Here is a 19,579-nt window from a genome sequence, read left to right on the forward strand (position 1 = left end):
ACCACAAAGTTATGGTAGCTTTAAGGTGATTATTAGGTGCAGAGAGAGATTTTCAGTTTGCTATTAACCTAACTTCCCTAATAATCGTATAAGTTCTATAGCTTCACCTTTATTTAACGAACTAATAATATTATTTTCTGTACTATCAATCAAATAATCCATTTTATCAAGAGAGTATAGTCCTTGAGATGTTATTGTAATATCTATTTTTCGCTTATTCTGTAAATTAACTTGTTTGTTAACGAGCCCTTTTTTTATGAGTTTGTCTACTAATCTAGTGGTGTTGCTCATATTGTTTATAATCCGTTCTTGTATAGTTGCAAGTGATGCCGGTTTTCCTTTTTGACCACGTAAAATTCTTAATACGTTGAATTGCTGAATAGAAATATCATAAGGTTTAAGAACGTCATTTAGTGCACCATTAATTATTCCGTAGGTATACAAAATGCTTACAACAGCTTTTTTTGGTAATGGTAAATTTGAACTAGTTTTTAGGATATTTTCTATATTCATTTACAACTGTTGTATATACAAATGTACGTTAATATTGCATATTTATACTAATTCAAGCTACTTTTGTTGAAATAATGGTATTCTAATATTTTTCAAATGATTTAAGGTTGAAGGTATTCACTTGTTTTTTCTATACCTGTATTTTTTGTAGTTTACTATATTTTGTAGCTGTATGCGTAGGATATTAATGATAAAGCTTTTATTGATTTCAACTAATTTTGTAGGTGCTCAATCATGTCCATCATTAATCAGTCCTTTTAATGGTGAGCAAACCGTACCTGTAGACACCTCTATTTCATGGGAGAAAGTAGATGGAGTTACTGGGTATATTATTTCTATCGGGACTGTTTCTGGAGCTAGTGATATTCTTTCAGCGCAGACAAGCACCAATTTTTATAGTCCTCCGTTGGGTCTTCCCGATAATACACTAGTTCATGTTACAATTACTCTTTTTTTCTTTAATTTACCTAATATAGTTTGTGCTAGTCAATCATTCACAACTGAGGATATTGTTGATCCTCCAAATTGTACTACAATATTCAAACCATTAAATGGAGATGTAAATGTAAATGTTGGAACTAATATTTCATGGGGTTATGTCCCAGGAGCAGATGGTTATACCATTAATATTGGTACTATGTCTCGAACAAGTAATCTAGTAAATAATTTGGATGTAGGGAACACATTACAATATAGTCCCGGTACAGATTTTTTGCCTTTGACTCAAATTTTTGTTGAAGTTATTCCCTATAACGAAAATGGTAACTTAAATTCCTGCAGAGAGGAAAGTTTTACCACAGGAGATATTGCTGCATTGCCAAGTTGTACAAATATCCTATCACCATTAGATGGAGAAACGAACGTTGTTTTATCTCCTTTAATAGAATGGGAAGCAGTATCTGGAGCAATAGGTTACACTGTGTTTATTGGGTCATCTCCTTTGCTAAATGATGTATTAGATGGCGCATCGTTTTTTAAAAATTCTACATTTGTTATTAATTTTGAGCCAAATACTTTATATTTTATTCGTGTTATTCCATTTAACGAATCCGGGGATGCTATTGGTTGCTTACAATGGAGTTTTTCAACTATTTTAGGTTGCGGTCCTTTTTTCGATCCACTAACAGGTTTGTTAACCACACTAAATCCGGAAATTAATTTTCCAGATCAGGTAGGAATATGCATTGATAAGTTGTCGACAGAAGTTTCATCCACTGATTTGGCTGACGGCTACCGTTGGTATCTTATTGACAATGATGGAAGCGAAATTTTAATTTCGGACACCAATAAAGTTAATATTAGCGATACAGGTTCTTTTAGATATGAAGCCTATAATTATGGTTTGGATTCAGGGAATTCAATTCAATGTTCTTCGTCTAAGGAATTTACTGTGGTGGCTTCAGAATCCCCTACAATAATAGGCGTAAATATTAATGATGTTTTTGATGGAATTGAAATACGGGTCCAAACTTCTGGTATTGGTAATTACGAATATGCTGTTGGTAATCCAGAAGGGCCCTATCAAGAGAGCAATTATTTTAACAATGTATCTTCCGAAACAAGTTCGATTTATGTTCGAGACAAAAATGGTTGCGGAATAGACGAGTTTATAATAGTCAATACAAGGGGTTTTCCTAAGTATTTTACTCCCAATGGTGATAGTATTAATGATTTTTGGCAATATAGACCTGCGGATGGCGATGATTTTAGTTTGATTTCAATAGATATTTATGATCGATTTGGTAGACTGATTAAGCAAATAACGCCTAATTCGATTGGATGGAATGGAACAAAGGATGGTAGCAAATTACCATCTTCAGATTATTGGTATAAAGCAGTTACTTCTGATGGCACTTTGTTTTATGGTCATTTCACACTAAAAAGATAAGTACTAATGAAACATAAATTAATGTTAAAAAGAAGAAGAAGTATAATATGATTTTTAACTTTAAGCTATGAAATATTTATTATTATTTTTATTAATCAACCTAAATTCATGTAAACATGATACAGATAAAAAATCTAATGTATCATTGGCTAAAAATGATAATTCTCAGTATAATCTGGAAGTATACGATTTTAATGGATTTAAGAAGTTCTTAAATAAGATGGATGATAAAGTCTATGTCATTAACTTTTGGGCTACATGGTGTGCGCCATGCGTCAAAGAATTACCATATTTTGAAAAATTAAATCAGCTATATAAAGAGGACAATATAGAAGTTATTCTGGTGAGTTTAGATTTTCCACATCTTTATGAATCTAAATTAAAACCTTACATCAAGGAAAAGAATTTACAGTCTAAGGTTATTGCATTAGATGATGTGGATATGAATACTTGGATACCGCAGGTTAACGAAAATTGGTCGGGGTCGATTCCAGCCACTATAATTTACAAAAATGAAAACAGTAAATTTTATGAGCAATCATTTAATTATACTGAACTTGAATCAGAATTAAAACAATTTTTAAATTAAATTAAAATGAAAAAGGTAATTAAATTAATTTCTGCAGCACTGGTCGCGCTTTTTGTGAGCGCATTCACTTTTAATAGCGATATAGGTGAAGGTTATAACATCGGGGATATAGCCGAAGACTTTTTCCTTAAAAATATTGATGGTAACATGGTTTCTTTATCTGATTATAAAGAAGCTAAAGGATTTATTATAACGTTTACATGTAATACTTGTCCGTACGCAGTGATGTATGAAGACAGAATACAAGCTTTAAATGAAAAGTATACACCAAAGGGTTATCCTGTAATTGCTATTATGCCGAATAACGTGCAAGTTAAACCAGGAGATGCATTACCCGAGATGAAAAAGAGAGCAGCACAAAAAGGATTTACATTCCCATATTTAATAGACCAAGAGCAAGCAGTGTATCCTAAATTTGGAGCAACTAAGACCCCACACATATATATATTAGAAAAAACGAAAAAAGGAAATGTTGTAAAGTATATTGGTGCAATTGATGATAACTATAGAGATGCTTCATCAGTAAAAGAACGATATGTTGAAAATGCTGTTGATGCTTTATTAAATGGAGAAGAGGTTTTGCAAAAAGAAACAAAAGCAATTGGTTGTTCTATAAAAGTATAATAAAACATCTTTTATTCTATAAAACCGAAGTGTAATACTTTGGTTTTTTTTCGTCTATATAATAAGATATGTTAATTTTGTAAAAAATATTTTAATGGAAGATTTAACTCAAGAAGAATGGGCAGAACAATTAGCATTAGATGGTAATGCTGTTGTTTTAGATGTACGTACGGATGCAGAGATAGCAGATGGTATCATTCCTAAGGCCATTCATATAGATATCTATAAGGGACAGGAGTTTGTAAATGATATAGAAGATTTAGACAAAAGTAAAAATTACTATGTATATTGTAGATCGGGTAACCGAAGCCATCAAGCTTGTCAAATAATGGAACAATTAGGTTTTGAGAATGCTTATAACCTTGAAGGAGGTATTCTAGACTGGACAGGGGATGTGGTTGATATAGATTAAAAGATTATTCAATGAGACAAATTTTGTTTTTAGCAGCTTTAGTTATATGCATTGGGTGCAAGAAAACTACCAATTCAAATGAGCAAACAAAAATAGTTTCTCCAGAAGAAATGCAGACCCTTTTGCACCTTGATGACGTGCAGATAGTAGATGTTAGAACTCCCGAAGAGTTCAAAGATGGTTATATTGAAAACGCACTAAATATAGATTTTTTATCTTCCGATTTTAAAGAAAAAATTAAGAAGTTAGATAAAGAAAAACCTGTAATAGTATATTGTCGCTCTGGAAAGCGAAGTTCTAAATGTACTGAAGTCCTCGTTGAGGCAGGTTTTAAAAAAATATATGATTTGGATGGTGGTTTTACTAAATGGAAGCAAAAGGACTAAAAGTCAATAATTAAAAAGGCTCTCAGATTTGAGAGCTTTTTTTATTTGCATCTTTGTGTTTTTTAAATAATATTTATTTTTTTGTTATATTTGAATTACTCCAAATTACGATCCTTTATCTTAAATGATTAAATTACATTTTTCATTTATTATACGTTTTATTACTCCCTAATCGATTTTTTAATAGCACTCTAGACTATACAATAGTGTATGGTTAACTAACCAATTAAATTATTTATTATGATTAAAAAAACAATTTCTTTAATTACCATGTTTGCTATGGTATTAAGTTTCGTGTCAACTTTAAATGCACAAGATGATAAATCCTATGCTATGTGGGAAAGTATTATGCTTACTCCAGATAATTCAAATGTTAAGACATTAAGTGACAATATGCGGGCACATAATGCCAAATATCACGCTGGGGGACCTTATGACGCAACTGTTTATAACATTACTACTGGGCCAAACTCGGGAAAAATAATTTGGATGATGGGACCAATGATGTTTAAGCATAATGATACGCGTCCAAGTGAAGATGGTCACGATGAGGATTGGAGCGGTAATGTGATGCCATATATTAAAAAAATGCATACCATTGAATATTGGAAACAAGATGATAAACTATCTAATACTTCTATGCTAGATGGGAATAATGACACGTATCCATTACAGTTTGTTCGCTACCACGAAATTGAAAAGGGAGAAGGGGCTTCGTCTGGAGTTTTCTTAGGTATGGTAAGTGCAACAATTAAAGCTATGGAAGGAGACAACCCTTGGGGCGTTTATTGGAATGAATTTAGACAAGGGGATTTAGGAAGACATGTTGCAACCGTTGGATTTATGAAAAACTGGGCTGAAATGGATGATGATAATAATTTTAAGGCAACATTCGAGAAAGTACATGGAAAGGATAAATGGCAGGCTTTTTTAGATTTGGGTGATCGCACTTTTTCAAATTCTTGGGATGAGGTATGGTCATATAATAAGCACATGAGTGGTAAATAATATATTTAGATAAAAATATCGACGAAAAACCTTTACAGCAGATAGCGGTAAAGGTTTTTTTGTTTTGTCTTGTTTTTGAGTTATTTAGCTTATATTTTTTTAACATAATGTCTTTTTTCTTAACTTTATAGAACTAAAACTTAACTAAAATTTCTACGTTATGAATATGATGAACGGTTGGCTGATTTTATCAATAGTAGCATTACTATTTTTAAGTATGTATATCTATGCTTATATATTTGTCTATTTTGAAAGAGTACAAAACAAAAAGCGCAAAAAAGAAGAACTTATTAATGAAGAATTAAAAGCTCAAGAAAGGCAAAGAAAGCAAGAATTAATTGATGAAAAAGTTAATAAAATAGCTGAACGAAGTAAACAAATAAAACAAGAGTTACGTCGTTTAGAGCAAATGAAATCTTCGAGATTGAAAACTCAAAAGGCTTAATAAGATTTAGTAGATTTTCTACTTTCAAATTGAAAATTAACTAAGACCCATTAAATTTAATTTAACGGGTCTTTTTTTATTAGGCTGTAATACTAATGTAATTAATTTTTTTGTTTTTTGAATGACATAATTAAAGCCATGCAATAGAATAAGTAAATAAACTTTTTCATATTTTATGATTTTTATAAAGATAGAATTTCCAAATGAGTACACGTGAAAATTATTTTGAAACAAATAAAACTACTTGGAACGAGAAGGTGAAAGTTCATTCCAAAAGTGCCATGTACGATATAGAAGCTTTTAAAAAAGGAAAGTCATCTTTAATGAAGTATGAATTAGAAGCTTTATGTGATGTAAAACATAAATCTTTGTTACACTTACAATGTCATTTTGGTCAAGATACTTTAAGTTGGAGTAGGATGGGAGCAAAATGCGTTGGAGTAGATTTAAGTGATGAAGGCATAAAACTTGCAAAAAAATTAAATACTGAATTAAATTTAGATGCCCAATTTATATGCTGTAATGTGCTTGATACGTCAAAATATATTGACAAAGCTTTCGATATTATTTATACAAGTTATGGGGTTATTGGTTGGTTGCCAGATTTAAAACCTTGGGGACAAATGATTGCTGAACGTTTAAAAAAAGGAGGTACATTTTTTATGGCTGAATTTCATCCCATAGTATGGATGTTTGATTATTTAGAAGATAAACCAATTATGAAATATGGCTACATGCAAGAAGATGTTATTTATGAAGAATATGAAGGTACTTATGCAAATCAAAAATCGAAAATGATAAGTAAAGAATATGGATGGAATCATGGTTTGGGTGAAGTTGTTTCAGCCTTAACCGAAGCTGGTCTGCATATAGAGTACTTAAAGGAGTTTGATGAAAGTCCTTATGATGTTTTACCAAATTTAACGAAAACGGATTCTGGGATGTTTATAACTGAAGATAAATTGTATCCTTTGATTTTCACATTAAAGGCAATTAAAGTTTAAGTTTTTAGATGTTTAATAATCAAAGTTGGTTAAAATTTTTTCAAAGCTAAGATAAAAAGATAGATGGTTTAATGGTTTTTTTCTTTCAATAACTCTTTAGGAAATTGAGATTGAAATCTTTTTAACCTTGGTATTGATACGTTTCTTATATAACCATTATTTGGATGCAAACGTTCATAGTTTTGGTGGTAGTCTTCTGCAATCCAAAATTTTTGAAATGGGTAAACTTCCGCAGCAATTTTCGCATTTAATTTTTTAGTTAAAGCTTCTTTTTTCTCTAAAATAATTTGCTTTTGTTCATCATTTTGATAAAAGATAATAGATCGATATTGAGATCCTCTATCTGGACCTTGGCCGTTTACTTGTGTAGGATCTTGTGAAGCAAAATAAACATCTACTAAAGTAGCGAAACTGACAATCTTAGGATCAAAAATAACTTCTACTGCTTCTGCATGCCCTGTTCTTCCTGTATTGCTGGATTCATATGTTGGGTTTGTACTATGCCCACCAGAATAACCATTTATTACTTCATCAACACCTTTTACACTTTCATAAACAGCTTCTACACACCAAAAGCACCCACTAGCGAAATAGGCTTTTGCCTTACCATTTTGTATTGGAACTTCAACTGGCATAGCATTTATAACTGCTTGTTGTTTGGGATTAACTTGAGCAGTATTTTGGCAACTAAATAATAAAGTTATTAGTAAGGTGTATATAAAACTTTTCATCTTAAATTGATTTTGTTTATTCAATAGACGTTATAAAACTAAAAACCTTATTAATATTCGATATCATTAAAAAAATATTTGTACAAATAATTACATAATTTATTATCTTGTTGATAAATAAAGTCATTACTATAAAGTATAATTACTCTAACAAAAAACCACCCTAAACATGAAAACTTTTTTAAGCCTCTTTATTATAACCTGCTTCACTACTTCAATGCTTTCTCAAGATAATGCTTTTTGCGGCACAGATGCTATTCACAAAAGTTTGATAAATGTGGATGCAGCTTATAAGGCAAGATTTGAAGCAAATCAGCAAAAAATTAAAAGTAACATCCAAGTTAACAAGATTAGTGGAAAATTTACTACAACTCAATATACTATTCCCGTTGTTGTGCATGTTATCCATTTAGGCGAAGCAATTGGCACAGGAACCAATATAAGTGATGCTCAGATACAAAGTGCTATTGATAATTTAAATGTTGCTTATTCAGGTTCTGGAAGTTATATAACCGATATGAATATTGATTTTGTCTTAGCTAAAAGAGATGGAAACTGTAATCCTTCTACTGGTATTATAAGAGTTGATGGATCTGGCACATCTGATTATGCAACTGCAGGACTTACTTATAATGGTGAAGGTAGTGATAATGAGTTATTAATAAAAAACCTTAGCAAGTACCCTAAGGATGAATTTTATAATATATGGATTGTAAGTGAGATAAATGATAATGGCGGTGGTTCTGGTACTCAGGGATTTGCTTATTTTCCTGGTGCTCCTTCTAATGTTGATGGCTCTGTGATATTGTATAATGCTTTTGGGTATGATCCTACTAATTCACTAGGCTATAATTTAAAATCATACACAAATTATAATGTTACTGCAATACATGAACTCGGTCATGCTTTAAATTTGTTCCATACATTTGAAGGCGATGATTCTGATGATGATGATACAGCAGATCAATGCCCTGTAAACACAAACCCAAGTATCGATGGTGATGCATGTGCAGATACAGACCCTCATAGGAGAGACGATGGAAATTGTGGAAGTACAGGACAAACTTGTGGTGGAGCGGGAACAGATCTAGCAGATATTGTAACTAACTTTATGTCTTATTCTAATGATAATTGTCAAGTAAAATTTTCAGTTAACCAAAGAGATAGAGCAAGAACAGCTTTGGAAACTACCCGTAGTACTTTAATAATTTCGCCAGGGGGATTAGTTCCTTCCAATTCGCCAACAGCTACCTTATCATCAACTCCAATAACTCAGGATGTTGCAAATAGTTTTGGTATGGGAGTATTTAGCTTGTCAATTGATTCTGCAATTTTTGGATCCGGTGGGGCAGTAGCTGAAGGAGGTTATCATGACAATTCTTGTAGCCAGTTTGATATAGGTAGTGACACTATGTATAGTATTAGTGTTTCAACAGGAGCAACTAATAATCAAGATGTAAAAGTTTATATTGACTATAATAATGATGGAGATTTTAATGATTCTGGAGAGGATATCTTTAGTAATAATGATGCACAAATCCATTCAGGCAATTTTAGTGTACCTTCTATATCTTCTAGTGTGGTTGCTAATACTGAATTATGGTTAAGAGTAGTTAGCGATTGGATAGCGAATTCAATTTTGGGACCAGATTACTCTCCTCAATATGGTCAAGTTGAGGATTTCTCTGTAGTAATATCTAATACCTTAAGTGCTGATAGTAATACGCTATCGAATGAATTGTTGAAAATATTCCCTAACCCTAATAATGGAGAGTTTACTTTAAATTATCGCGGGACTTTAAGCTTGGAACAATTGAGAGTATATAATATTATTGGAAAGGAAATAACTTCGTTATCACTAAAGAATTTTAATAATAGTAAAAAAATAAACTTATCAGGGATTCAATCTGGAATGTATTTTGTTGAAATAAAGTCAGGAGAATCTGAAGTTATTAAAAAGATTATAATAAAATAAAAAAAGCCTTCAGAAAATTGAAGGCTTTGAAATATATGTTTAAAAAAATGTCTTAAAGTTTAGAAAACATTTTTTCCATTTTAGATTTTTGTTCTTCAGCTAATACAGCATCAACTAAAATACGTCCACTATGCTCATCTGTAATTACTTTTTTACGAGAAGCAATTTCAACCTGAACTTGAGGCGGAATAGTAAAGAAAGAACCTCCAGAAGCACCTCTTTCAATTGGCACAACAGCAAGTCCGTTTTTTACATTTTTACGGATTCTATTGTATGCGTATACTAATCGCTCTTCTAATTGCGTTTTATATTCTTCAGATTTTCCAATTAACGCTTTTTCTTCCTTTTCAGTTTCAGCTAAAATAGCGTCTAACTCTCCTTTTTTATGCTTAAGGTGATTGTCACGCTCTTTTAAACGTTCTTTGGTTTCAGCAATAACCTCTTTTTTCTGTTCTATTTGAGCTTTAAACTCTCTTATATGCTTATCAGCTAGTTCAATTTCTAATTCCTGAAATTCAACCTCTTTAGTAAGGGAGTTATATTCTCTGTTATTTCTAACATTTTTTTGTTGCTCTGTATATTTTTTGATTAGCGCTTTTGCTTCTTCAATAAGATTCTTTTTAGAAGTAATATCGTTATCAACTACCTCTAAATTTGAAACTAATTTTTCTAATCTTATGTTTAATCCAGCTACTTCATCTTCTAAATCGCGCACTTCTAAAGGAAGTTCTCCGCGAACGTTTCTTATTTCATCAATGCGAGAATCGATTAATTGTAAATCGTATAAAGCTCTTAAACGCTCTTCTACAGTTGCTTCTTTCTTTTTAGCCATACTTTAAAAATACTTAACAGGATTGGTATTTGTGTTCGATAAAACGACTGCAAAATTAGTAATTTTTTTTGTTAAATATGCTACTAAAAGATTTTTTGTGAACTGTTCGCTCTCATAATGTCCAATATCAACTAAAAGGATGCTATTTTCGGCAGTAAAAAAGTCATGATACTTCAAATCAGCAGTTACAAAAGCATCGGCACCAGAAGCCTTGGCGGCTTGTATGGCAAAACTACCAGAGCCTCCTAAAACGGCAATTTTTTTAATGTTTTTATTAATGAATGCTGAATGTCTAATGGCTTTCGTATTCATTTTGTTTTTTAAATAACCTAAGAACTTAGATTCATCCATTGGTGTTTTATGCTCTCCAATCATTCCCATCCCTATGTTTTGATTTTTATTTTCGATTGTTGTTATTTCATAAGCGACTTCTTCGTATGAATGTGATTGGAAAAGAGTTTTAAGCACTTCGGATTCTAAATGCTTTGCAAATGTTACTGTAATTTTAGTTTCGCTCTCAGAGTGTATTTCACCCTTTTTACCTTTAGTTGGTGATGATTGCTCGTTCCCATTAAAGGTTCCATAACCTTCAACATTAAAACTGCAATCGCCATAGTTTCCAATATTCCCTGCTCCTACATTGAATAAATCTGTTCTTAGTTTTTCGGCTTCATCTTTGGGGACATAGGTAGTCAGTTTTTTTATAGTTTCACTTTGTGGAATTAAGATACGCCTGTTTGTTAATTCTAACTGATTACAAATCATATTATTCACACCAACTGATGCATTATCTAAAGCTGTGTGCATACTGTAAATCGCAATTTCATGCCTTATGGCTTTCATCACCACACGTTCTACATAGGTTTTACCTGTAAGTTTTTTTAATCCTTTAAAAATAATGGGGTGAAAACTAATAATAAGATTACACTTTTTAGAAATAGCTTCGTCTACAACACTTTCAAGTGTGTCCAGAGTTACAAGGACTCCGGTAATTTTGGCATTTTTGTCACCAACCAAAAGACCAACATTATCGAAATCTTCGGCATAGGCCAATGGTGCAAGTTCTTCTAAATGATTTAAGACGTCTTGAATAACCATATTATTTATTGAGATGGGTTATAAAACAAATATAAATATTATATTTTCGCTATGGTGAAAATATTACGATACATATTATTTCCTATTGTGCCTATATATTATTTGGTAACCTGGTTGCGAAATAAATTTTATGATTTCGGTATAAAAAAATCAACCACTTATAATTTACCCATAATCTGTGTCGGCAATTTAAGTGTTGGTGGAACAGGAAAAACACCTATGATTGAATATTTGATTAGGCTTTTAAAGGAAGATTATAAAGTGACCACATTAAGTAGAGGTTATAAAAGAAAAACGAAGGGTTTTCAATTGGCTAATATAAATTCTACCAGTACATCAATTGGGGATGAACCATTTCAGCTTTATAATAAATTTAAAAAGGATATCGATGTTGCCGTAGATACTAATAGAAATAATGGAATACAAAAGTTGCTTGCTATTGCGAACCCGCCAGAGGTTATTTTGTTAGATGATGCTTTTCAGCATAGAAAAGTAAAAGCTGGTTTAACTATTATGTTAACCACATACGAAAATCCTTATTTTAATGATATTGTTTTGCCTACGGGTAATTTGAGAGAGCCTAGAAGTGGTGTTAATAGGACGGATGTAATAGTCGTGACTAAATGTCCTGAAAATATTTCTATAGCTGATAAAAAAGCTATTTTAAATCGTATTAATCCGCAAAATAATCAGCACGTGTTTTTTAGTTCAATTGCTTATTCAGATTTTGTTTTTTCTTCGGAAGGACAGAAAAGCTTGATTGAATTAAATGAATTTACTCTGGTTACGGGTATTGCGAATGCAAATTCTTTGGTTGAATTTTTGAAAGCAAAAAATCTAAAATTTAGTCACCTAAATTTTCAAGATCATCATGTATTTACTTCTGGCGATATTAATGATATTGAGAATGAGGAATTAATACTTACAACAGAAAAAGACTTTATGCGCTTAAAACAATATGATTCACTAAAACATAAACTGTTTTATTTGCCAATTCAAGTGGGTATAGATAAAGAGACTAATTTTAGTAGTCTGGTGGAAAGTTTTGTTAAAAGCTACAACTAAGCAGATTTATTGGATTTGTTATTAGATTTTAATGCATTAAACAGTTTTTTCTCGAACTCTTCCTGTTTAAATGGTTTCGGAATAATGTCTGTAAATCCTGCTTCATCAAACTCATGCATTTTATCTTCTATAGTCACAGCTGTAAGTGCAAAAATAGTAAGCTCTTTATCGAATGTTCTAACAATCTTAGTAGCTTCAATACCGCTAATACCTGGCATGTGAATATCCATTAAGATAATGTCGTAATTACTTGTTTTTATCATATCTACGGCATCTTCACCATTATCAATGATATCACATTTAAGATTCATTTTAGTTAGAATCTTTTTGGTAATCATCTGGTTTATCTTATTGTCTTCTACCACTAAAATTTTCACTTTAGTTAAGTCAATCTCGTTATTCTCATTAAAGTAAGAAGGTTTCTTATCAACTACTTCTTCTTTAGAGGTGTATTCTAAAGGAATTTCAAAATAAAATGTTGTACCCTTTTTTAGCTCACTTTTTAAATAAATTTTTCCTTTTAAAATATCGATTAAACCTTTTACAATAGATAAGCCTAAACCTGTACCTCCATATTTTCTATTGATTTGTATAGAACCTTGAGAAAAGCTTTCAAACATGTTTTCTTGCTTTTCTTTACTAATACCAATACCGTTGTCCTCTACTTCAAAACGTAGCGTGTAAGTATTGTCTTTTTGATCAATTTTATAAACACGTATCCAAATATCTCCATCTTTTGTGAATTTTATAGAGTTTCCAATAAGGTTTATGAGAATTTGAGATATTTTTAACTGATCTGCAATAAAATTTTGGGGTAAGTCTTTATCGAACTCAAAATGAATTTTTATGTTATTGTCTAATGCTGAATTATTTAAAGCTAAAACAATATTCTTTATTTTCTTTTTTAAGTTGAAAGATTCAGGCTCAATTTCGACTTTGTTTGCTTCAATTTTATTAATTTGAAGAATATCATTTATAAAAGTTAATAGATAATCTCCTGAGAATTTAAGCGATTTTAAATGCTGAACTTGCTCTGGTTTAGGGTTTTCATCCAGTAACATATTACTCAATCCAGTAACTGCGTATAACGGTGTTCGAAGCTCGTGCGTTACAGTTGAAAGGAAGTTAGCTTTTGTTTTAGAGGCTAATTCGGCTTTTTCTTTAGCAATAATAAGTTCACTATTTTTCTTGTGAAGCATATTATTAGTTTTCAAACGAATGTTGTTGTTTTTATATAATGACAAGGTTAATAATGACAGGATAGTTATTAAAGCGACACTTAATATTGAGATAAGATTACCTAAATCATTTTTGCTATTCGCTTCAGCTAATTCTTCTTTTTGTTTTTTATTACTCTCAATTTGGTCATTGATTAAATACTGAATTTTTTTCTCAGGAGAAAGATTTTCACGTTTGACCAAACGGAGTGAATCGGATATTTTTAAGTGCGTTTTCAGATAGTCATTCGACGATTTATAATCCTCTTGTTTATAATGTATTTCGCTAAGTGCTAGATATAATTCACTCAAAATATCGGCGTAGTTATATTCTCTAGCAATTTTTAAGCCTTCGTTGGTAAACACTAATGCTTTATCTGTATCTCCTTGTGCTAAAGATATTTTTGCAAGATTGGCTAAATCGTTACTTTCTGTTCTTTGTAAATTGAATCTTTTTGCTAAAGAAATTGATTGTTCAAAATGTATTCTGGCATTTTTAAGATCTCCTAATTTTATATAGGCTAAGCCTTCACAAAATAGAACTTCTGCCATATTTTTTTCAAGGCTTTCTTCTTCAAATTTTGTGGTTGCTGCTTTATAAGAATCTAATGCCGCATAATATTCTTTTTTCTTTAAATAGATGTCTCCAAATATCTTATATGAATCACCAATATTAATGTTATCATTAATAAGTCTTTGGATTTCTACAGCTTTGTTAAGAGATTTAATTGCCTGATCTTCTTCCTCTATTAATAATTGAAGTTTTCCTTTTGTGGCATGAATAATTCCAATGCTAACTTTGTTATCTATTTTTTCGGCTAAAATTAAAGCTTCATCAAGCTTTTTTTGTGCTTCGAAGTAATTGTAGCTGTCAACATCTTTTTTAGATTCAGAGATATGATAATCAATGCTGTTTTGAACCATTTCTGGATCATCACTAATCGACTTTTGAGAGTACATAGCTGCTGCTGTAAGCAAAACTAATGTAAGTATATAGTGCTTAATTTGGGACATTATAACGCTTAATTAGAGACAAATATAATTATTTTATCGATAAAACACCCTTTTTTTCCGATAAATTGCACAATAAGTCAATAATTCTCTGAGAATAACCAGTTTCATTATCGTACCAACCTATAATTTTTACCATGTTACCTATAACCGAAGTCATTTGAGAATCAAAAATGCAAGAATGGGTATTTCCAACAATATCTATAGATACAATTGGGTCGTTTGTGTATTCAATAATCCCTTTGTAATGATTTTGAGACGCCAATTTAAAGGCTTCGTTAATTTCTACTATTGAAACGGTTTTTTTTACATTGAAAGTAATATCTGTTAAAGATCCATTTATTACAGGAACTCTTATGCCGCAACCTCCAATAACATCGGACAAATCGGGGAATATTTTTGTTAGTGCTTTGGCCGCACCAGTGGTTGTTGGTACAATAGATTGACTTGCAGCTCTAGCGCGTCTTAAATCTCTATGTGGTTGATCGTGTAAACTTTGATCGGTGGTGTAGGAGTGAACCGTAGTAATATAAGCTTGGTTTACACCACAAAGTTTATTTATAACATTTATCATTGGAGCAGCGTTGTTTGTGGTACAAGACGCGTTCGAAATAATAGTTTCAGATCCATCAATAATCGCATCATTAACGCCTAGTACAATTGTTTTAATGTTGTTTTCAATTGGAGGAACGCTTAAAATTACACACTTTGCGCCATTAGAGATATGATTTTGTAAATCCTTGGTAGTTTTGAACTTGCCACTTGATTCAATAACAAAATCAACATTAAAAGGTTTCCAGTTAATATGCTTAGGGTGACTTTCTTTAAGTAGTGAAATAAGTTTATTATTAACATCTAGTTTTCCAGCATCAAAAGAAATATTTCCATTAAAAATACCATGAACACTATCATACTTTAAAAGATGGCTTAATGTTTTGCCATCGGCTAAATCATTTATTGCAACTACTTGAATATTTGGTTGATTTTCTAGAAGTCTAAAAACACGTCTTCCTATTCTTCCAAAGCCGTTTATAGCAACATTAATCATAATTTAATTAATGTGTTTTTGCGCTCTGTAAGATGAACGCACTAATGCACTACTTTCAACATGTCTAAAGCCCAATTCCAATCCTATTTCTCGATACTCATCAAACTGGTCTGGATTAATAAATTGTTTTACAGGTAAATGCTTTTTACTTGGTTGAAGGTATTGACCTATAGTAACAACATCAACATTATTTTCTTTTAAATCATGAAGTGTTTCAATAACTTCTTCACGGCTTTCGCCTAAGCCTAGCATAATTCCAGATTTAGTTCTTCGCTGGCCTTGTTGCTTTAAATACTTTAAAACATCCAAACTTCTATCATATTTTGCCTGTATGCGTACTTCACGAGTTAAACGTCTTACGGTTTCTATATTATGCGATACAACTTCAGGTTCGACATCTATAATTCTATCAATATGTTGCTCGATTCCTTGAAAATCTGGAATAAGTGTTTCAAGTGTCGTTTCAGGATTCATTCTACGAACAGCTTTTACAGTTTCACTCCACATAATGCTCCCCATATCTTTTAAATCATCTCTATCAACACTGGTTAGAACCGCATGTTTTATTTGCATGATTTTTATCGAACGTGCTACTTTTTCGGGCTCATCCCAGTCAACGGTTTCTGGCCTTCCTGTTTTAACCCCACAAAACCCACAAGAACGTGTACACACGTTACCTAGAATCATAAAAGTTGCTGTTCCTTCTCCCCAGCACTCACCCATGTTAGGACAACTACCCGAAGTACAAATTGTATTGAGTTTATATTTATCAACTAAACCTCGTAATTCTGTATATTTTTTACCAGTTGGTAACTTGACACGAAGCCATTTTGGTTTTGCTTGTCTCTCTGGTAATATGTTTGAAGTGGTTTCTGTATTCATACTTTAACAATGAAGCTGCAAAGATACAAAGTATTCTATTTATAATTCCCTAAATCTATCTTTGATAGCCTATAGGAATTGAAGTGTAAAAAGGAAAACCTATTTAGCTTGACTTATAATATTTGCTAATAATTTTTTTGCACGCAATAGCTTCACTTTTACATTATTAATAGGTTCGTTAAGTTCCTTAGAAATTTCTTTGTAACTCAATTCTTGGAAGTATCTTAGATTGATTACTTTTTGGTAATGCGGTTTTAACTTTTTAATATCTCGAAGTAATTTTGCTAAATGTTGCTCTGTTATAAGTTTGTCTTCGGGAGTTGGTGATTCATCTAAAACTTGAAAAAGACCGCGATCATCTTTTGTAATAACTTGAGTAATGGAGTTTTTCTCTTTTCTGAGTAAGTCAATATGAATATTCTTTGATATAGCAATTAGCCATGTTTTAAAATTATAAGATTCATCAAAAGTTGAAATTTTATCAAAAGCTTTTGAAAATGCACGAATAGTAACATCTTCGGCATCATTTTCATTTTGAATCCGTTTTAATTGAAAGCCATATACATCATCCCAATATAAATCTAAAAGATAATTAAATGCTTTTTGATCATTCTCTTTGGCACGCCTAATAGCTTCTTCTATTTCCAATGATTTGGTTTTGATACGATATTATTTATAAATATAAATAATTGAACAGTAACTAAGAAAATTTCTAAGAAAGGAAGTAAAATTAATAAATCTGTTTCTTTTAATTTTTTTGATGAAAATCCAATTACAATATACTGAATTAATAGTCGCAACAATAACAAACCAATTACGAATGGCCATTTAAATATTGAAATTAAAAGAATAGAAGCAAAAACCCAAAATAAGAGATTAAGAAAATATGATAATGCCAATAGTAACTTATGTTTTCGTTTATAATGTTTAGCAGTAGAAACATGACGCCTCTTTTGATTAATCCAAGATTTAAAGTCCCTTTTGGGCACCGATTCTGTAAAACTTTTTTCTGAAAAGCAAATGGACGTATTATCTTTTGTAGCGACTTGATTTATAAATAAATCGTCATCACCAGATTTAATATTCATGTGCTCCATAAAGCCATTAGCACTAAAGAAGGAAGCTTTTTTGTATGCTAAATTTCTACCAACACCCATGTAAGGAATACCAATTTTGGCAAACGAAAAGTATTGAATGGCAGTTGTTAATGTTTCGTACCTAATGAGTTTATTTAAAAGCGAATTTTTAATTTTGGAGTGTGCTCCATAACCTAAAACTAAAGAGGTTTTGTTACTAAAATGAGCACTCATTTCTTTAATCCACTTATTAGAAACTGGTTTACAATCGGCATCCGTAAACAAAAGAAAATCATGCTTTGATGCTTTTATACCAAGTGTTAGTGGGTATTTTTTATTACCCCAAAAAGCTTCAATGGGCTTGACATCTACAATTTTTATGTGTGAACATTTGTTTTTGAAGTTTTCCATAACCTCCAGAGTCTCATCATGGGAACCATCATTAATTAAAACGATTTCAAATTCAGGATACTCTTGATTTATTATGGCTGGTAAAAATTGGCGTAAATTTTCAGCTTCATTCTTAGCACAAACTATTAAAGAGACAGCAATGTTTTTTTGAGTAGATTTTTTACTTTTCGAGAATGCGAAGCTTCCATAGATAAAAAGATAAGAAGAAACTTGAAGACATACAACTACAATAAAACTGTAGAATAAAATATCAAGAATGGTCATAAGACTTTAAGAATGTTGAGGTTCTTCGCAATCGCTAAATTGGTCAGGTGTTTTTCCGCAAAAGCCACAGGCTTCTCCTTCTTTATTTAGCATGGTATTTTGACTAGCGCAAGTTCCAGCAAATTTACCATCCTTTTTCGCCCAAATTTTAATAGCAATTCCTGCAATTCCTAGACCTAGTAAAACAAACGTAATTAAAAAAAGTTTCATCTAAATATTTTTTACAAAGATAACGTTTTTACTATGTAAATTTAATAAGCCATAACCTGAAATGCGATGTGACCAAATTATTTTTTAGTGTCTAATTATTAATTATTTGTACTTTTAAAAATACTAACCAATTAAAATTATTTAATTATGAGAAAATTATTTGCAGAGTTTTTTGGAACCTTTTGGCTTGTTTTTGGGGGCTGTGGAAGCGCAGTCTTTGCAGCAGGTTATCCTGATTTAGGAATTGGATTTGTTGGAGTTGCTCTAGCGTTTGGTCTAACTGTTTTAACTATGGCTTATGCTGTAGGACATATTTCTGGTGGTCATTTTAACCCAGCGGTTTCTCTTGGATTATGGGCTGGAGGAAAATTTGAAGCCAAAAATTTACTTGGATATATAATTGCGCAGTTAGTTGGTGCTATTGTAGCTGCAGGAGCTTTATATTTAATTTTAACTAATAAATCTGATTTTGTATCAATTGGAGGTTTTGCCGCTAATGGTTACGGTGATTTATCTCCAGATGGTTATTCAATGACTGCAGCTTTAATTGCTGAATTCTTGTTAACAGCATTTTTCTTATTAATTATCCTAGGAAGCACGAATGATAGAGCACCTAAAGGATTTGCTCCAATTGCAATAGGTCTTGGGTTAACTTTAATTCATTTAATAAGTATTCCTATTACGAATACATCTGTAAACCCTGCGCGCTCAACAAGTCAAGCGTTGTTTGCAGGTGGTGAATTTACATCACAGCTTTGGTTATTCTGGGTTGCGCCAATAGCAGGTGCTATTTTGGCAGGATTTATTCATAAGACTTTATTCGACAAAGAATAATTAGAAACAACAGTATAAAAATAAAAGAGTCTCCACTAATAGTGGAGACTCTTTTA

21 protein-coding genes are annotated in these 19,579 nt (G+C 31.5%); 11 read left to right on the top strand and 10 right to left on the bottom strand.

Going from position 1 to position 19,579, the window contains the following annotated elements:
• Positions 1-63: 63 nt before the first annotated feature.
• On the bottom strand, positions 64-513 hold the full coding sequence (locus AC2D6V_RS14695) for a MarR family winged helix-turn-helix transcriptional regulator (RefSeq protein ID WP_484649638.1): 450 nt from the start codon (positions 511-513) through the stop codon (positions 64-66).
• A gap of 187 nt (positions 514-700) precedes the next feature.
• Here AC2D6V_RS14695 and AC2D6V_RS14700 point away from each other — a divergent pair, with 187 nt between their 5' ends.
• The 8 genes from AC2D6V_RS14700 (at position 701) to AC2D6V_RS14735 (ending at position 6,869) form a co-directional block, all read left to right on the top strand.
• Complete coding sequence (locus tag AC2D6V_RS14700) at positions 701-2,401, top strand: T9SS type B sorting domain-containing protein (RefSeq protein WP_484649640.1); 1,701 nt, start codon at positions 701-703, stop codon at positions 2,399-2,401.
• A gap of 67 nt (positions 2,402-2,468) precedes the next feature.
• Complete coding sequence (locus AC2D6V_RS14705) at positions 2,469-2,990, top strand: TlpA disulfide reductase family protein (protein ID WP_484649642.1); 522 nt, start codon at positions 2,469-2,471, stop codon at positions 2,988-2,990.
• A 6-nt stretch (positions 2,991-2,996) separates the two neighbouring features.
• A complete protein-coding gene (locus tag AC2D6V_RS14710) occupies positions 2,997-3,614 on the top strand; it encodes a thioredoxin family protein (RefSeq protein ID WP_484649644.1) in 618 nt (205 codons plus the stop codon).
• Between the two features lie 94 nt (positions 3,615-3,708).
• Positions 3,709-4,026, top strand: coding sequence for a rhodanese-like domain-containing protein (locus tag AC2D6V_RS14715; RefSeq protein ID WP_484649646.1), 318 nt, complete (start codon positions 3,709-3,711; stop codon positions 4,024-4,026).
• Between the two features lie 11 nt (positions 4,027-4,037).
• Entirely contained in the window at positions 4,038-4,412 is a 375-nt protein-coding gene (locus tag AC2D6V_RS14720) for a rhodanese-like domain-containing protein (RefSeq protein WP_484649649.1), read from the top strand.
• Positions 4,413-4,652: 240 nt separating this feature from the next.
• Positions 4,653-5,420, top strand: a complete 768-nt coding sequence (locus AC2D6V_RS14725) for a hypothetical protein (RefSeq protein ID WP_484649651.1) — start codon at positions 4,653-4,655, stop codon at positions 5,418-5,420.
• 160 nt (positions 5,421-5,580) lie between these two features.
• Positions 5,581-5,865, top strand: coding sequence for a hypothetical protein (locus AC2D6V_RS14730; protein ID WP_484649653.1), 285 nt, complete (start codon positions 5,581-5,583; stop codon positions 5,863-5,865).
• A 203-nt stretch (positions 5,866-6,068) separates the two neighbouring features.
• Positions 6,069-6,869, top strand: a complete 801-nt coding sequence (locus tag AC2D6V_RS14735) for a class I SAM-dependent methyltransferase (RefSeq protein WP_484649655.1) — start codon at positions 6,069-6,071, stop codon at positions 6,867-6,869.
• 68 nt (positions 6,870-6,937) lie between these two features.
• Here AC2D6V_RS14735 and msrA read toward each other — a convergent pair whose 3' ends face one another.
• Complete coding sequence (gene msrA / locus AC2D6V_RS14740; RefSeq protein WP_484649657.1) at positions 6,938-7,600, bottom strand: peptide-methionine (S)-S-oxide reductase MsrA; 663 nt, start codon at positions 7,598-7,600, stop codon at positions 6,938-6,940.
• 169 nt (positions 7,601-7,769) lie between these two features.
• Between msrA and AC2D6V_RS14745 the strand changes: the two genes are divergently transcribed.
• Positions 7,770-9,575, top strand: coding sequence for a zinc-dependent metalloprotease (locus AC2D6V_RS14745; protein WP_484649659.1), 1,806 nt, complete (start codon positions 7,770-7,772; stop codon positions 9,573-9,575).
• Between the two features lie 52 nt (positions 9,576-9,627).
• Here AC2D6V_RS14745 and AC2D6V_RS14750 read toward each other — a convergent pair whose 3' ends face one another.
• Positions 9,628-10,407 (bottom strand): zinc ribbon domain-containing protein, encoded by a 780-nt coding sequence (locus AC2D6V_RS14750; RefSeq protein ID WP_484649663.1) that lies wholly within the window; start codon positions 10,405-10,407, stop codon positions 9,628-9,630.
• Between the two features lie 3 nt (positions 10,408-10,410).
• Positions 10,411-11,505, bottom strand: a complete 1,095-nt coding sequence (locus tag AC2D6V_RS14755; RefSeq protein WP_484649665.1) for a Nif3-like dinuclear metal center hexameric protein — start codon at positions 11,503-11,505, stop codon at positions 10,411-10,413.
• Between the two features lie 51 nt (positions 11,506-11,556).
• On the opposite strand from AC2D6V_RS14755, the gene lpxK reads away from it, so the two are divergent.
• The gene (lpxK, locus tag AC2D6V_RS14760; protein ID WP_484649667.1) at positions 11,557-12,570 is read left to right on the top strand and encodes a tetraacyldisaccharide 4'-kinase; all 1,014 of its coding nucleotides are present in this window, start codon (positions 11,557-11,559) and stop codon (positions 12,568-12,570) included.
• Here the strand turns inward: lpxK and AC2D6V_RS14765 are convergent.
• The 6 genes from AC2D6V_RS14765 to AC2D6V_RS14790 all read right to left on the bottom strand — a co-directional run bounded on the left by AC2D6V_RS14765 (position 12,567) and on the right by AC2D6V_RS14790 (position 18,689).
• On the bottom strand, positions 12,567-14,801 hold the full coding sequence (locus tag AC2D6V_RS14765; RefSeq protein ID WP_484649669.1) for an ATP-binding protein: 2,235 nt from the start codon (positions 14,799-14,801) through the stop codon (positions 12,567-12,569). The genes lpxK and AC2D6V_RS14765 overlap by 4 nt on opposite strands.
• Before the next feature lie 28 nt (positions 14,802-14,829).
• The gene (gap, locus tag AC2D6V_RS14770; protein WP_484649671.1) at positions 14,830-15,846 is read right to left on the bottom strand and encodes a type I glyceraldehyde-3-phosphate dehydrogenase; all 1,017 of its coding nucleotides are present in this window, start codon (positions 15,844-15,846) and stop codon (positions 14,830-14,832) included.
• A gap of 3 nt (positions 15,847-15,849) precedes the next feature.
• Positions 15,850-16,728 (bottom strand): lipoyl synthase, encoded by an 879-nt coding sequence (gene lipA, locus AC2D6V_RS14775; protein WP_484649673.1) that lies wholly within the window; start codon positions 16,726-16,728, stop codon positions 15,850-15,852.
• 99 nt (positions 16,729-16,827) lie between these two features.
• A complete protein-coding gene (locus AC2D6V_RS14780; RefSeq protein ID WP_484649676.1) occupies positions 16,828-17,376 on the bottom strand; it encodes an RNA polymerase sigma factor in 549 nt (182 codons plus the stop codon).
• Positions 17,367-18,479: a glycosyltransferase gene (locus tag AC2D6V_RS14785; RefSeq protein WP_484649679.1), complete on the bottom strand. Its 1,113-nt coding sequence runs from the start codon at positions 18,477-18,479 to the stop codon at positions 17,367-17,369. Before AC2D6V_RS14785 ends, AC2D6V_RS14780 begins: the two co-directional genes overlap by 10 nt.
• 6 nt (positions 18,480-18,485) lie before the next feature.
• Complete coding sequence (locus tag AC2D6V_RS14790) at positions 18,486-18,689, bottom strand: membrane or secreted protein (RefSeq protein WP_484649682.1); 204 nt, start codon at positions 18,687-18,689, stop codon at positions 18,486-18,488.
• Between the two features lie 147 nt (positions 18,690-18,836).
• Here AC2D6V_RS14790 and aqpZ point away from each other — a divergent pair, with 147 nt between their 5' ends.
• Complete coding sequence (gene aqpZ / locus AC2D6V_RS14795) at positions 18,837-19,523, top strand: aquaporin Z (protein WP_484649684.1); 687 nt, start codon at positions 18,837-18,839, stop codon at positions 19,521-19,523.
• Positions 19,524-19,579: the final 56 nt, after the last annotated feature.

This window comes from Algibacter sp. YIN40 (genome assembly GCF_057219435.1).